The following is a 15398-nucleotide window of genomic DNA, read 5'->3' on the forward strand; positions in this document are numbered from 1 at the left end:
AAAACTCCTTTAGAATGTATTACTAATGTTAAAGCTGATGGTCTTCGTATCGTCATCTTCTTCTTGTTGCAATGGATACGCAAAACTGATCAGCATAGGACCCATAGGTGAGATCCACTGCAATGATAAACCGGTTGAAACCCTAAAGCGCATCGGATCTGAATAATCCTCAAGCTTAGCGCGTTCATCCGGCCCTAAATTTTGATAACGGTCAACGTTAAATTCGGTGTCCCATACGTTTGCAGCATCAACAAAGAAGCTAGTACGTACAGAGCTGGTGTTATCTTCATCTAAGAATGGTGTTGGTACGATTAATTCCATACCCGCAACAGCCTTAGCATTACCACCAATACGCCCTTGTGGTGTTAGTACATCAAACTCAGGCGCGCCGCCTATACTGCCAGTCAAGGTACCATCTGGCAATGGGGTACCAGGAATTAATTGTGGCGTACGAGAAATAGCACGCGGCAATATGGTATTACGGTCAAAACCACGTAGTTCCATTTCCGTTATACGGAAATATTCTTGGAATGGCAGAGTTTGGTCATAACCATTGGTTGTACCATAACCATTACCATAGCCAAGTGCGGCACGTGTTGAGAACACCCAACGATGGTTATCGCTGATCGGCCAGTAAAAACGTGAGTCATAATTTAGTTTGAAATAAGTTAAATCTGAATTAGGCGTTGTACCGGTTAAATTAAGTGTTTGACGAGAACCTGCCGTTGGGAATAAACCACGGTTTACAGTCACTCGAGACCAACCTACACTCAGCTCGTACTTAGTAAAGTCAAAGCCAGCATCTGGGTTATTTGGATCTAAGAAGGTCTCACGCATTACACGCGTTTGCTCGTATTCTGCAATTTCAGACAACTCTTCTTGTATCCAACGCACACCAAAGTTAATACGGTTTACCGCATCAATTGGGAAGCCGATGTTAGTACCAATACCATAGCTCTTCGATTTATAATCGATAAGGCTGAATTTACTTGCATCGTAGTTACTGTAAAAGATGCTACTGCCCTGCGATACACCATCTGGGGTAAAGTAAGGGTCAGTATACGATAAGCTCACTCGCTCAGAACCACGTGACGTATTGATGTTAAAACCAATCTGGTTACCAGTACCTAAGAAGTTAGACTCAGTCACACCAATATTAAATTGCAGACCTAAGTATGAACCATAAGCAAGACCTGCATTAAAGCTACCTGCTGATTGCTCTTTTACGGTAAAGTCGACGTCTACTTGGTCATCAACACCCGGCACTGGCACGACATTAAATTCAACGCTTTCCATATAAGGAAGACGCTGAATTTGTAATTTTGAACGTTCTAGGTTTTGGTTTGAAAGCCACGCACCTTCCAACTGCGTCATTTCTCGACGTAGTACTTCATCCGCGGTATTTTGGTTACCACCGACAATGATACGACGAACATAAACGCGCTGCCCCGGATTCACTGATAGGGTTAACTGAACTTCTTTATTTTCGTCGTCTATTTCAGGAATAGTACGCACTTCTGCGTTGGCATAACCAAAACGTGCTAAATAGCTTTTGATAAACTCTTCTGACGAAGTCACCACTGAGCCATTGTAAAGCTCACCGGCACGCAGTGGAATAACACTTTTGATTAATTCTTCACGGCCAAGTAAATCACCAATGAAGTCAAAACCTTTAACTTTGTATTTAACGCCTTCGGTGATATTCGCGGTAACATAAACCGATTCACGCTCTGGGCTCACTGATACTTGTGTTGAATCGATATTAAAACGTAAATAACCACGGTCTAAATAGAAACTACGGATTTTTTCAAGGTCGCCTTCAATGGTTTGTTTCTGGTAGCGATCGCTGCCCATAAACTGCCACCACGGTAAATCTTGTTGTGATTCGGCAAGCGCAAGTAAATCTTCGTTGCTGAACAATTCATTACCAACTAAGTTTATTTGGCGAATTGATGCAGCGTCACCTTCATCAAACTCAAGCTTGAGCTTAACGCGGTTACGCGGCAATTTAGTGATGCTGACATCAATCTTAGCGTTATATTTACCAATACTGTGGAAAAACTCAATTAAGCCTTTCTCAATGTTATCAACCACTGTTTTATCAAGCGGTTCACCTTGGCGAATATCTTGTTGATCAAGCGACTGAGTTAGCTGCTCATCTTTGATGTCTTTATTGCCTTCAAACTCAATAATACTGATTGTTGGACGCTCTGTTACTCTGAAAATAACATTGTTGCCATCACGTAGCGCCTTGATGTTGTCAAAGTGGCCTGAGTTATACAAAGACTTAATCGTTTTTGAAATTGTGTAGTCATCAACACTGTCACCCACATTAATCGGGATATGTGTTAATGCCGCTCCCAACGCTACGCGCTGTAAGCCTTCAACTTTTAAATCGTCAACAATAAAGGAGTTTTGGCCTAGGGCTGCAAAGCTAGCGCCTAATAAACTTGTTACTGCCAAATGTTTTTTTATAGCCATTTTATTATCTTTATCCTTTACAACGGTATTACCGCTCAACACCTTAAAACTATACTTTAACGGTGTTTTACAATCGTGTTTTTAATTCGAGACTGTCGCAATTACTTATAATCGCGATACATCATTGAACAAAGCGAAACATGTAAGAAAAATGAGTAACAAGGCACCCACTTTAAAACCAAATTCTTGTGTCTTTTCAGAGACCGGCTTTCTACGAAAAAGTTCAATTATGTAATACATTAAGTGCCCACCATCAAGTACTGGTAACGGCAATAAATTAAATACGCCTAAGTTTACACTGATCAATGCTAAGAAGCTTAAAAATGCCACTAAGCCATAGCTTACGCTCGTTCCCGCACCGACAGCTATACCAACCGGACCACTTAAATTTTTCACTGATACTTGACCAGTAATTAAGTTGCCAATCATATCAAAACTTAGACTGATCAAGCGCCATGTTTCACTTACGCCCAGCACCATACTATCGAGTGGGCCATAATGTCTAGTTTCAATGTAACCATCTGGCCACTTTTCAACCACAGGCGCGACACCTAAAAAGCCTTGTAACTGACCGTCGTTATTACGCTGCCCTTGTGGCGTGACGTTTATACGTTCTATAGTATCTTGCCTTTTTACACTAAATTGTAATGATTTGTTAGCGGATTGCTGAATAACATTAACTAATTGAGTCCAATCGGTCATTGTTTCGCCATTTACTGCGATAATTTCATCCCCCGCCTGTAAATTAGCTGCGGCAGCGGCAGAATTAGCAGAAACAGTTGCAACCGTTAACGTCGCCTGCGGACGAAATGGGACAATGCCCAATGAGGCTAATGGCGGCACATCTTGCTGGTCTAACTTCCAACCATCAATATCGAGTGTTTTCAGCTGCTCTTGAAATTGTTCATCGCGCACAGTAACAGTCACGCTTTTTTCACCTAAACTTGCCATTAATGCAAACGTAGCATCTTGCCAAGTAGCAATATTATCGTCGCCAATTTTGACAATATGTTGACTTGGCATAAGGCCAGCTTGCTCTGCTCGGCTACCTTCTGTGATCGTACCAACAACCGGTTTAACTGATTGCACACCCACCATGTACATCACAGCTAAAGCAAAAATAGCAAAGATGAAATTTGCCATAGGCCCTGCGGCAACAATCGCGATCCGCGCTTGTACTGATTTAGCGTTAAATGATAAATGGCGTTGCTCAGCTGTCACGTCATCAACGCGCTCATCAAGCATTTTTACATAGCCACCCAGTGGGATTGCAGCAATAACGTATTCAGTGTCGTACTTATCATGCCATTTTATCAGTGGCTTACCAAAACCAATTGAGAACCGTAACACTTTGACACCCGCTTTACGGGCAACCCAAAAATGCCCGTATTCATGTACTGTAACCAAAATACCCAGTGCTAAAATAAAAGAGCCTAAATTCCACAGAAAATCGAACATATTAGCGATTCACCTTTGCAATAAGTTGTGTTGCTTGAAGTCGAGCTAAACGATCACACTCAAGGATTTCATCCAGTGTGTGTACGTTGACATCGATTGTATTGTCAAGAGTTTGTGCATTAATGTGGTAAATATCGGTAAAGCCGATTTGCCCTTGTAAAAATGCATTTACAGCAACTTCATTTGCCGCATTGACGGTGGTAGTTGCCCCCTGCCCAGCTTCGCAAGCTGCGATAGCCAGTTGCAGATTAGGGTAACGAGCAAAATCAGGTTTGGTAAAGGTAAAATCAGCAAGGGCTGAAAAATCAAGCGGTGTTACTCCGGCATCAATACGAGCAGGGTAAGCCAAAGCGTGGGCGATCGGAGTACGCATATCAGGGTTGCCCATTTGCGCTAATACCGAGCCATCTTGGTACTGTACCATTGAGTGAATAATGCTTTGCGGGTGGATCACCACTTCAATATCTTTAGCAGCGCAGTTAAATAGCCATTTGGCTTCAATAAACTCTAAGCCTTTATTCATCATAGTGGCCGAATCAACCGAAATTTTTTGCCCCATTGACCAATTAGGATGCGCCACGGCTTGTGCCACAGTCACATCTTTTAAGGTCTCGATATCACGAGTTAAAAATGGCCCGCCAGAGCCAGTCAATAAAATTTTACTGACGCCGTGTTCATGCAGCTTTGCATCGCCTTTGGAGCCTTGCAGTGCAGTTGGTAGACACTGAAATATAGCATTATGTTCGCTATCAATGGGCAATAAAGTGGCTTTATGTTGCTTAACTTTATCGATAAACAACTGCCCTGACATAACCAGGGACTCTTTATTGGCTAATAATACTTTTTTTCCGGCTTCTACTGCACTTAATGTAGGTATTAGCCCTGCAGCACCGACAATCGCAGACATCACCGCATCAACATCTGGGTGTGCAGCTAGTTCACTCATCGCGGCAACGCCGCTGCGCACTATTGTTTTACAACCGCTACTCGCTAGTAACTGGCTTAATTGGCTGGCAGCGTGATCATCGGCCATCACAGCATAGCGTGGTTGATGGCTAATACATAATTGCGCCATTAATTCGCTATTACTACCCGCTGCAAGCGCAAATACTGCAAACTGTTGTTGATTGCGCGCGACAACATCTAAAGTGCTTAAACCAATTGAGCCTGTTGCACCTAAGATCACTAGTTGTTGTTTACAACTCATAGACTAAGAGTCCATGCGTAACATAATACAAAAATGGGCGCGGCCGCAGTTAAGCTGTCGAGGCGATCTAATATACCGCCATGGCCAGGTAAACATGAGCCACTGTCTTTTAAGCCAGCTTCGCGCTTAAACATACTTTCAAGTAAGTCACCAATAGCAGAAAACAAGGCAATAAACATGGTCATAATAGCGTAAATTGGCCATACAGACATATCAACATCGGTGAAATGGCAAAAAGCTAATACAAAAATCACGGCTGCGACAACGCCGCCAGCAAGACCTTCAATGGTTTTATTTGGGCTTACTTTGGGCATTAATTTATGTTTGCCAAAGTTTTTACCGGTAAAGTACGCGCCAATGTCAGCACTCCATACAATGCCTAGCACCACTAAAATTAACATCGAGCCGAAGTGTGTTGATTGCTCATAGTTGGCACTGCGCAGTGTATTTAGCGCAAGCCATAAAGGCACTAAGGTTAGGATCCCCGCAATAGCGCGCATGACTATGCCTTCATTCCATGCTTTCGCCATCGCTGGATAACGCCACACTAGATAAGTGGCTACAAGCCACCAAGAAAATGACAGTGTGAAGATATAATTTGCATCACCGACTAGCTGTCCATCAGTCCACAATTCATCTATTGGCCAGTGCCAATTAAGCAGTACCAGTAGCAAGCCAATAAATACCACAAACGAAAAACGTTTAACTTTATCGCACAGCCCCATGAATGCAGACCATTCCCACGCGCCTAATAAAACAATTGCGCCAGCAATGTAACTAAACAGTGTAAGTGGAGTATAAAAAACCAATACCAATGCCAAAGGTGCCAGCACTAAAGAGGTTAAAATTCGTTGTTTTAGCAAAGTGTTACCCTTTTAATTAGGTTTCGGCGAGTAATTGTTTTATTTGTTCGCCAGTACAACCAAATCGTCGCTCTCTGGCAACGTAACAAGCGATAGCGTCAGCAAAAGCTGCTTCGTTGAAGTCAGGCCAAAGCGTATCGGTAAAATAAAGTTCAGCATAAGCAGCTTGCCATAATAAAAAGTTGCTTATACGTAAATCCCCACCTGTGCGTATTAGCAAATCAGGTTCTGCTTGATCATGCATGCTCATATGTGCAGCTATATCTTGCTCGGTAATATCGTCTGGGTTTAACTCCCCAGCAGCGACTTGTTTAGCTATTTGCTTAGCAGCATTGGTCATATCCCATCGACCACCATAATTAGCAGCCACATTGAGTTGCAAACCGGTATTATTAGCCGTTAATTCATGCGCGGCATCCACCTTACTGCGCAAAGCCTCTGAAAAACGAGATAAGTCACCAATAATAGTTAATTTTACATTGTTTTTGTGGAGCTTTTTTACTTCCTTGCTTAATACATACAAAAACAATTCCATCAAGGTACTTACTTCATCTTCTGGGCGATGCCAATTTTCACTACTAAACGCAAACAGAGTCAATGACTCAATCTTCAATTTAGTACAAAACTGTACAGAATGACGAACTGCATCCACGCCTTTTTTATGACCGTATACGCGCGGCCTATTTTTGGCTTGTGCCCAACGACCATTGCCATCCATGATTATAGCGACATGCTTGGGTAAACATTGCTGGGAAATTTTATCAGCGTTAAGAACCATAAATATCGAGTATTCCATAAAAAAACGCCGCCTAGTATACCCCAGACGGCGTTTCAAAACTAATAAATTTCTAAACCCTAGTTCAGCTTATTTAGCTGCTTAGATTTCCATCAACTCGGCTTCTTTCGCCGCTAGTTGCGTATCCATCTCTTTAATGAACTTATCGGTAAGCTTCTGAATTTCATCATCAGATTGACGCGCTTCATCTTCAGAAATCTCTTTATCTTTCAATAAGCTTTTCACATCGCCATTGGCATCACGACGAATATTACGGATTGCAACACGACCGCTTTCAACTTCGCCACGAACGATTTTAATTAAATTTTTACGGCGTTCCTCTGTTAGCGGAGGAAGTGGTACGCGGATCACCGAACCTGCTGACATTGGGTTTAAACCTAAGTCAGAAGCCATGATCGCTTTTTCAACTGCTTGTGCAAGCGACTTATCAAATACACTTAATGCTAGAGTACGTGAATCTTCAATTGTTACATTAGCAACTTGGTTTAATGGCGTTGGTGCGCCGTAGTATGGCACCATAATGCCATCCAAGATTGCCGGATGAGCACGGCCAGTACGGATTTTAGATAATTGACTGCTAAGTGCCGTTACACTTTTCTGCATACGTTCTGCAGCATCTTTTTGAATATCGTTTATCACGGTTCAATCCTAATCTAGTTAATAACTTCATCTGAGGCTTGTGAAGAAATAAGCGTGCCTTCTTCTTCGCCCATAATTACACGCTTTAATGCGCCTGATTTATTCATGTTAAATACGCTCAATGGCATATTATGATCGCGCGCCAATGTGAATGCCGCAAGATCCATTACTTTTAATTCTTTTTCAATGATTTCATTGTAGCTCAAGTGACGATAAAGTGTCGCGTCTGGGTTTTTCACCGGATCATCACTATAAACACCATCAACTTTTGTTGCTTTGATCACTGTGTCTGCTTCAATTTCAATACCACGTAAACACGCTGCTGAATCGGTTGTAAAGAATGGGTTACCAGTGCCCGCTGCAAAAATAACCACACGGCCAGTTTTTAGTAAACTAATTGCTTCAGCCCAGTTGTAAGCATCACACACACCGTTTAGTGGGATAGCCGACATCAAACGGCAATTTACAAATGCACGATGCAGTGCATCACGCATTGCCAGGCCGTTCATTACCGTTGCTAGCATGCCCATGTGATCGCCCACTACGCGATTCATGCCCGCTTCGGCTAATGAGCCGCCACGTAAGAAGTTACCGCCACCGATAACTAAACCCACTTCTACGTCGAGTTCTACAAGCTCTTTAATTTCTTGCGCCATACGGTCTAGTACTTTTGGATCGATGCCGAAGCCTTCGTCTCCCATTAGTGCTTCACCGCTTAATTTGAGAAGAACGCGTCTAAAAATAGGTTTACGATTGATAGTCATATAATTGGGCCAACTTTATAAAAAAAGGATAAAAAATAACCGCGCTTATGATTTTCACATAAAGAGCGCGGTTATTTTAAAGAATTTTCAGCGATGACGCAAAAGCAAATAACAGATTAATTTCATCTAACTCACTTTTTCGTCAAAGGAAATCGATTTTATTGACCTTTAGCGGCAGCAATCTGCGCAGCTACTTCAGCAGCAAAATCTTCAGTTTTCTTCTCGATACCTTCACCAACTTCTACACGTACGAAGCCAGTAACTGTTGCGTTTTTCTCTTTAAGAATTTCGCCAACAGATTTTTTAGGTTCCATGATGAAAGCTTGACCAGTAAGAGAAACCTCACCAGTAAATTTCTTCATACGACCAACAACCATTTTCTCAGCGATTTCAGCAGGCTTGCCTTCATTCATCGCGATATCGATTTGTACTTGCTTTTCTTTTTCAACAACATCAGCAGGTACATCAGCAGGTGTTAGGTATTCTGGGTTTGAAGCAGCAACGTGCATTGCGATGTGCTTAAGTGTTTCTTCATCAGCAACACCCGCAACAACAACACCAATACGCTCACCGTGACGGTACTCAACTAGCGTTTCGCCAGCGATGTACTGTAGACGACGTACATTGATGTTTTCGCCAATTTTAGTTACTAGCTCAACACGATCATCTTCGAACTTAGCTTGTAAGTCTTCGATAGCAATCGTTTCAGCGATAGCAGCGTCAGCAACTTTGTTAGCAAATGCTAAGAAGCTTGCATCTTTCGCTACGAAGTCAGTTTGACAGTTAACTTCTACTAGTACTGCAACACCCGCGTTTTGCTTGATGATGATAGTACCTTCAGCAGCAATGTTACCTGCTTTTTTAGCCGCTTTAGCAGCGCCACTTTTACGCATGTTTTCAATCGCTAACTCGATGTCACCATCAGTCTCAGTTAACGCTTTTTTACAATCCATCATGCCAGCGCCAGTGCGCTCGCGTAATTCTTTAACTAGGGCAGTAGTTACAGCCATTAGTAAATCCTCAAATCTGAATACAGGTTTTAGATAAGCGGGTTACCCGCTCTACAAGAATAGCAAGTCTTCACCTAAATTTAGGTGAAGACTTGATGACAGCTAATTACTCAGCTTCTACGAAGTCGTCTTTCTCAGCTTGAGCAACGATATTGCTCTCACGACCTTCAGTGATAGCTGCTGCAACTGCGCCAGTGTAAAGCTGGATAGCACGGATCGCATCATCGTTACCAGGTACGATGAAATCAACACCGTCTGGGTTAGAGTTAGTATCAACGATCGCAACAACTGGAATACCTAGATTGTTAGCTTCACGGATAGCGATGTGCTCGTGGTCTGCATCGATAACGAAAAGTGCGTCAGGAAGACCACCCATGTTTTTGATACCACCAAGGCTCTTCTCAAGCTTTTCCATTTCGCGGTTAAGCATTAACGTTTCTTTCTTAGTTAACTTCTCGAAAGTACCGTCTTGGCTTTGGATTTCAAGGTCTTTAAGACGCTTGATTGATTGACGAACTGTTTTCCAGTTAGTCAACATACCACCTAACCAACGGTGATTTACGTAATACTGATCACTTGCGATAGCTGCATCTTTAACTGCTTCGCTTGCTGCACGCTTAGTACCAACGAAAAGAACTTTACCTTTGTTAGACGCTGCACCAGTTAAAAACTTAAGTGCGTTGTTGAACATTGGTACTGTTTGCTCAAGGTTGATGATATGTACACGGTTACGTGCACCGAAGATGAAAGGCTTCATCTTAGGGTTCCAGTAACGTGCTTGGTGACCGAAGTGAACACCAGCTTGAAGCATATCGCGCATTGAAACGTTTGCCATTTTGTATTTCCTCTGTTTAGTTTAGGGTTAGGCCTCCACATACCCCATAGCACCAACACCGCAGTTAAATGAAACTGAAATGCACCCAAGTGTATGTGACGATACGTGTGTGTGTTAAAATAAAATTGTGTTTGCCTTAAATACAAAAAATCATTTAAGAATTTATTTGTAAAAAGACGGCGCGCTTTATACCATATTAAAAATAAATATTCAACGTTGCGTGCAAAAATTGTGCGGCGATAAATGTAATGAAACTCGATAATGGAGCCTCCATGAGCGCTGTGATCAAGACCCCTGAAGAAATAGAGAAAATGCGTGTTGCCGGGCGCTTAGCGGCGGAAGTACTGGAAATGATAGAGCCACACGTAGTCCCTGGTGTTACCACTGATGAGCTCAATACAATTTGTCATAATTATATTGTAGATGTGCAAAAAGCGGTTCCTGCACCCTTAAATTATCATGGCTTTCCAAAATCAATTTGTACTTCAGTAAATCATGTAATTTGCCACGGTATTCCAAACGACAAAGCATTAAAAGATGGTGACAGTGTCAACATTGATATCACAGTGATCAAAGATGGTTATCACGGCGACACCTCAAAAATGTTCCATGTTGGTACCCCAAACATCCAAGGTAAGCGCCTTGCTGAAGTAACCCAAGAAAGTCTTTACTTAGCAATTAAAATGGTAAAACCTGGTGTGCGTTTAGGAGACATCGGCGAAGCAATTCAAAAATACGCTGAGAGCTTTAACTACTCTATCGTTCGTGAATATTGCGGCCATGGTATTGGCAGTGAATTTCATGAAGAGCCGCAGGTAATGCATTACGGCCGTGCTGGCACTGGTGAAACATTAAAAGCAGGCATGTGTTTAACGATTGAACCTATGGTTAACGCAGGCAAACGTCAATGTAAACTATTAAAAGATGACTGGACGGTGGTAACTAAAGACCGTAGTTTATCCGCACAGTGGGAACACACTCTGCTCGTAACTGAAAATGGTGTTGAAATTTTAACGCTGCGATCAGATGATACGATAGACAGGATCATTGAACACTAAATACTGACTCGCCCTAACTAGGGTGAGGTAGTATGCTAAGGAGCCAGCCCACGTGGCATTACCAAATAAAGTTAAGAAGTTGCTCAGCGATGCTGAGCAACTCACCGATTATCGCGATTGTTCTAGTTATTTTTATAAATGGTTACAAAACGAGTTTTCAAAACAACCCGTCGGTAATTTGATTAATGCTCGGGCTGAGTTTATTGACCGCCTACTGATCAAACTGTTTCATGCTTATGATTTAGCGCATGAACCTGATTTAGCCTTGATTGCTGTAGGCGGATATGGCCGCGGCGAACTGCACCCTTATTCTGATATCGATTTTTTATTATTAGTGACTGAGCAACCATCAGAAGCAATCTGTGAAAAAATTGGCCAGTTTGTTACTATGCTGTGGGATCTCAATTTAGAGATAGGCCATAGTGTGCGAACCATTGAGCAAGCGATTGAGCAAAAACGTGAAGACGTCACCTTTGCCACCAGCTTACTCGAAAGCCGGTTACTGTTTGGTAATCATATCGAATACGAAAAACTCAAAGCCCATATCCTCGACACGCCAATTTGGCAGTCCGATGAATTCTTTTTAGCAAAAGTAAACGAGCAACAATTACGCCATAAAAAATGCCATGGCACGGCGTATAATCTCGAACCCAATATTAAAGAAAACCCGGGTGGTCTGCGCGATTTGCAAACCATTATTTGGGTCGCTAAAAAGCATTTTAGAGCCGAAACCTTACAAGAATTGATAAGTCACGGGTACCTTACACACGAAGAATACCAAGAGCTATTAGAGTGTTTAGAAAACCTCTGGAATATTCGTTTTGCGCTGCATTTAGCTGCGGGTCGCTCGGAAAACCGTTTACTGTTTGATCACCAACCACTGGCCGCCGATTTACTCGGTTTTGGTAGCGATGGTAAAGCCTCTGTCGAACGAATGATGAAACGGTTATTTAGGATCATGAGCCGCGTGCGTGAGCTCAATCAAATGCTATTGTCGTACTTTGAGCAAAGTATTTTGCCTGAAAGTAACGAGCAAGCCGTGATTGAACTTGACCGTAATTTCGAACGCGTTGGCCATCAGATTAGAGTAAAAAACCCGTCAGTGTTTTTCCGCCGTGACCAACTGTTTGTATTATTTGAACACATTGCCGACAACCCTGAAATCACCCATATTTACCCAAGTACGATTCGCACCATTCGCCAAGTACGCCGACGCCTGTTAGGTGATTTACAAGATTATGCCGCCTGCCGTGAAGCATTCCTGCGGCTAGTAAAACATCCTAACGGCATGGGCCGCGCATTTACACTGATGCACAAACACGGCATGTTAGCAGCGTATTTACCGCAGTGGCGTAATATTTTTGGGCAAATGCAGTTTGACTTATTTCACGCCTATACCGTGGATGAGCACACCCATAAGTTGATCAACAATATTTACCAGTATTTTGGTAAAGACAACGTCGCAGAGTTTCCTATCTGTTGTGAAATTGTCACCCGCATGGACAAACCCGAGCTACTGTACTTAGCGGGTATTTTCCACGATATAGCCAAAGGCCGTGGTGGCGATCACTCCGAACTTGGTGCTGTTGATGCTATTGCCTTTGCCAAGTTACATCGTTTTTCAACTTCCGATGGCAAATTAATTGCTTGGCTGGTTAGTAATCATTTGCTTATGTCTGTAACTGCACAGCGAAAAGATATTAATGACCCAGATGTAATTAAAGACTTTGCTACCCGAGTTAAAACCGAGCGACAACTTGATTACCTGTATTGCTTAACGGTAGCAGATATTCGCGCTACCAATGATAATTTGTGGAATGATTGGAAAAACACCCTATTGCGTGAGCTGTATTTACATACTCAACGCGCATTACGGCTAGGCCTTGAAAACCCAATGGATCAACGCGATCAAATTCGCGATAAAAAGCATCAAGCCAAACAACGCCTCATCAACAATGGCTATGATGAAAATCAGATTGATTTAATTTGGAGCCGCTTTAAAGCAAATTACTTTACTGCTTTTAGTGAGCAACAGTTATCATGGCATACTGAACACTTACTAAACTGTGACGATTTAAGCCAACCCAGTGTTGCGGTATCAAATACCGCCATGCACGGCGGTACGCAGATATTTGTCTACAGCCCCTACTCCGGTGGTTTATTTGCCCGTTTGGTAAGTGTGATTGGCTCTAAAAAAGCACAAATCCAACACGCGCAAGTGCTCACTACTCGCGACGGCTATGTGCTGTTTAGTTTTGTAGTACTTGAAGTCAGTGGCGATCCGATTGCCAGTGCTCAAGCACAATCAATCAAACGGGGCCTTGATCAAGCCCTGGCCGATCCGAAAAAGAAAATTCGCTTTAAAAAGAATCGCTCACAGCGCTTTAAAGACTTTAATATTAAGCCAAAAATTATTCTGCGCCCGCACCCGCGTAAAGATCGCAGCTTAATCGAAATTCAAGCGGTGGATATTCCTGGTTTATTAACCAAAATAGCCGAAGTGTTTCAAGCCCATTTATTACATATACACGCCGCACGGATCACCACAGTGGGTGAACGTGCAGAAGATTTCTTCGTGGTCTCAAATAACGAATACCAAGCGCTTACCGACGAAGAGCAAGCAAAAATTCACCAAGCATTGCGTAAAAAACTCAACGCAGAAACCGAATAAGAGGACCTTATGTCAGATTTAAAAAACATCATTGAAAACGCCTGGGATAATCGCGATAGCATTAGCCCAAGCACAGTATCAAGCGACGTAAAGCAAGCAATTATCGATGTACTTGAGCTACTTGATAGTGGTGCTGCGCGAGTTGCAGAAAAAATCAGTGGTGAATGGGTAGTCCATCAGTGGCTAAAAAAAGCGGTTTTACTGTCGTTTCGTATTCGTGACAATCAACCAATGAACGACGGCGTAAACCAATTTTACGACAAAGTACCGCTTAAATTTAGCGATTATACGCCGGAGCAATTTCAACAAGGCGGCATGCGTGTAGTACCAAACGCGGTTGCCCGTAAAGGCAGCTTCGTCGGTAAAAACGTGGTATTAATGCCTTCTTATGTAAACATTGGCGCATACGTTGATGATGGCACTATGGTTGATACCTGGGCCACTGTAGGCTCATGTGCACAAATTGGTAAGAACGTCCATTTATCAGGTGGTGTTGGCATAGGCGGCGTTTTAGAGCCATTACAAGCCAATCCTACTATCATTGAAGACAACTGTTTCATTGGTGCTCGCTCTGAAATCGTAGAAGGCGTGATCGTAGAAGAAGGCGCAGTAATTTCAATGGGTGTTTACATCAGCCAAAGTACTCGTATTTACGATCGCGAAACTGGCGAAACTCACTACGGCCGCGTACCAGCAGGCGCAGTAGTAGTCCCTGGTGCACTACCATCAAAAGACGGTACTCATAGTCTGTACGCTGCAATTATCGTGAAAAAAGTAGATCAGCAAACCCGCGAAAAAGTAGGGATTAATGCATTATTGAGATCGATTGACGAATAATACAAAGCAGTAAGCTGATTTGCGTTAACAGTGAAGAAATGAAAGCCCTAACGCTGTGCAGCGTTAGGGCTTTTTTATCCAGCTTAATAACAATTGCTGCTTACTTTTAATCATATTAATTAAATTGCATTTCCGGAATATCACCAGCGACAATTAATTTACCAGCCGTTTTAGTTATTATCTCCTCTGTCGAAATCCCCGGTGCGCGCTCTAATAAATAAAACGCGCCGTCTTTAATTTCAAGTAGCGCAAGATCGGTGATCACTTTGTTGATACAGCCCACTCCTGTGAGCGGTAAACTACATTCGCTGAGTAATTTAGATTCACCCTGTTTATTAGCATGAGTCATGGTACAGATAATATTTTTTGCACCAGCGACTAAATCCATGGCCCCCCCCATACCTTTCACTAACTTATTGGGGATCATCCAGCTAGCTATATTGCCATGTTGGTCAACTTCAAAAGCCCCCAGTACAGTTAAATCTACGTGACCACCCCGGATCATGGCAAAACTCTCTGCAGAACTAAAAATGGCAGCGCCTTTAGCCGCGGTAACCGTTTCTTTACCCGCATTGATCATATCAGCATCAACCTTACTTGCCGTTGGGTATGGCCCCATACCTAACAAGCCATTTTCTGATTGCAGCATTACTTCTATGTCACTAGGCACATAGTTGGCCACTAAGGTTGGAATGCCAATCCCTAAGTTCACGTAATAACCATCTTGCAGTTCCATCGCTACGCGTTTCGCGATTTGTTCTCGTGATAATGCCATCTGC

13 protein-coding genes are annotated in these 15398 nt (G+C 42.7%); 3 read left to right on the top strand and 10 right to left on the bottom strand.

The features are described 5' to 3' along the window. Positions 1-9: 9 nt before the first annotated feature. From bamA to rpsB, 9 genes are all read right to left on the bottom strand, one after another. Complete coding sequence (bamA, locus tag A7968_RS16060; RefSeq protein ID WP_064667592.1) at positions 10-2481, bottom strand: outer membrane protein assembly factor BamA; 2472 nt, start codon at positions 2479-2481, stop codon at positions 10-12. A 105-nt stretch (positions 2482-2586) separates the two neighbouring features. Continuing rightward, positions 2587-3939 carry a sigma E protease regulator RseP gene (gene rseP, locus A7968_RS16065; protein ID WP_064667593.1) on the bottom strand — a complete coding sequence of 451 codons (1353 nt, stop codon included), beginning with the start codon at positions 3937-3939 and terminating at the stop codon, positions 2587-2589. A 1-nt stretch (position 3940) separates the two neighbouring features. Continuing rightward, complete coding sequence (ispC, locus tag A7968_RS16070; protein WP_064667594.1) at positions 3941-5146, bottom strand: 1-deoxy-D-xylulose-5-phosphate reductoisomerase; 1206 nt, start codon at positions 5144-5146, stop codon at positions 3941-3943. Continuing rightward, positions 5143-6009: a phosphatidate cytidylyltransferase gene (locus A7968_RS16075; protein WP_064667595.1), complete on the bottom strand. Its 867-nt coding sequence runs from the start codon at positions 6007-6009 to the stop codon at positions 5143-5145. The genes ispC and A7968_RS16075 overlap by 4 nt, the downstream gene beginning before the upstream one ends. Before the next feature lie 16 nt (positions 6010-6025). Next, positions 6026-6805, bottom strand: a complete 780-nt coding sequence (gene uppS / locus A7968_RS16080) for an undecaprenyl pyrophosphate synthase (protein ID WP_064667596.1) — start codon at positions 6803-6805, stop codon at positions 6026-6028. A gap of 81 nt (positions 6806-6886) precedes the next feature. After that, positions 6887-7408, bottom strand: coding sequence for a ribosome recycling factor (gene frr / locus A7968_RS16085; RefSeq protein WP_211183689.1), 522 nt, complete (start codon positions 7406-7408; stop codon positions 6887-6889). Positions 7409-7458: 50 nt separating this feature from the next. Then, positions 7459-8208: a UMP kinase gene (gene pyrH, locus A7968_RS16090; protein ID WP_064667598.1), complete on the bottom strand. Its 750-nt coding sequence runs from the start codon at positions 8206-8208 to the stop codon at positions 7459-7461. A 158-nt stretch (positions 8209-8366) separates the two neighbouring features. Next, positions 8367-9218, bottom strand: a complete 852-nt coding sequence (tsf, locus tag A7968_RS16095; RefSeq protein WP_016707642.1) for a translation elongation factor Ts — start codon at positions 9216-9218, stop codon at positions 8367-8369. A 106-nt stretch (positions 9219-9324) separates the two neighbouring features. After that, positions 9325-10053 (bottom strand): 30S ribosomal protein S2, encoded by a 729-nt coding sequence (rpsB, locus tag A7968_RS16100; RefSeq protein ID WP_064667599.1) that lies wholly within the window; start codon positions 10051-10053, stop codon positions 9325-9327. Between the two features lie 272 nt (positions 10054-10325). Between rpsB and map the strand changes: the two genes are divergently transcribed. The 3 genes from map to dapD are packed head-to-tail and all read left to right on the top strand — an operon-like array spanning position 10326 to position 14619. Beyond that, on the top strand, positions 10326-11111 hold the full coding sequence (gene map, locus A7968_RS16105; RefSeq protein WP_064667600.1) for a type I methionyl aminopeptidase: 786 nt from the start codon (positions 10326-10328) through the stop codon (positions 11109-11111). Positions 11112-11163: 52 nt separating this feature from the next. Beyond that, the gene (gene glnD / locus A7968_RS16110; RefSeq protein WP_064667601.1) at positions 11164-13782 is read left to right on the top strand and encodes a [protein-PII] uridylyltransferase; all 2619 of its coding nucleotides are present in this window, start codon (positions 11164-11166) and stop codon (positions 13780-13782) included. A 9-nt stretch (positions 13783-13791) separates the two neighbouring features. Then, positions 13792-14619 carry a 2,3,4,5-tetrahydropyridine-2,6-dicarboxylate N-succinyltransferase gene (gene dapD, locus A7968_RS16115; RefSeq protein WP_064667602.1) on the top strand — a complete coding sequence of 276 codons (828 nt, stop codon included), beginning with the start codon at positions 13792-13794 and terminating at the stop codon, positions 14617-14619. 115 nt (positions 14620-14734) lie between these two features. On the opposite strand, the gene A7968_RS16120 is transcribed toward dapD, so the two are convergent. After that, positions 14735-15394, bottom strand: a complete 660-nt coding sequence (locus A7968_RS16120; RefSeq protein WP_064667603.1) for a 3-oxoacid CoA-transferase subunit B — start codon at positions 15392-15394, stop codon at positions 14735-14737. Between the last annotated feature and the right edge of the window lie 4 nt (positions 15395-15398).

Origin of the sequence: Pseudoalteromonas prydzensis, from assembly GCF_001661495.1 — a bacterium.
GTDB lineage: Bacteria > Pseudomonadota > Gammaproteobacteria > Enterobacterales > Alteromonadaceae > Pseudoalteromonas > Pseudoalteromonas prydzensis.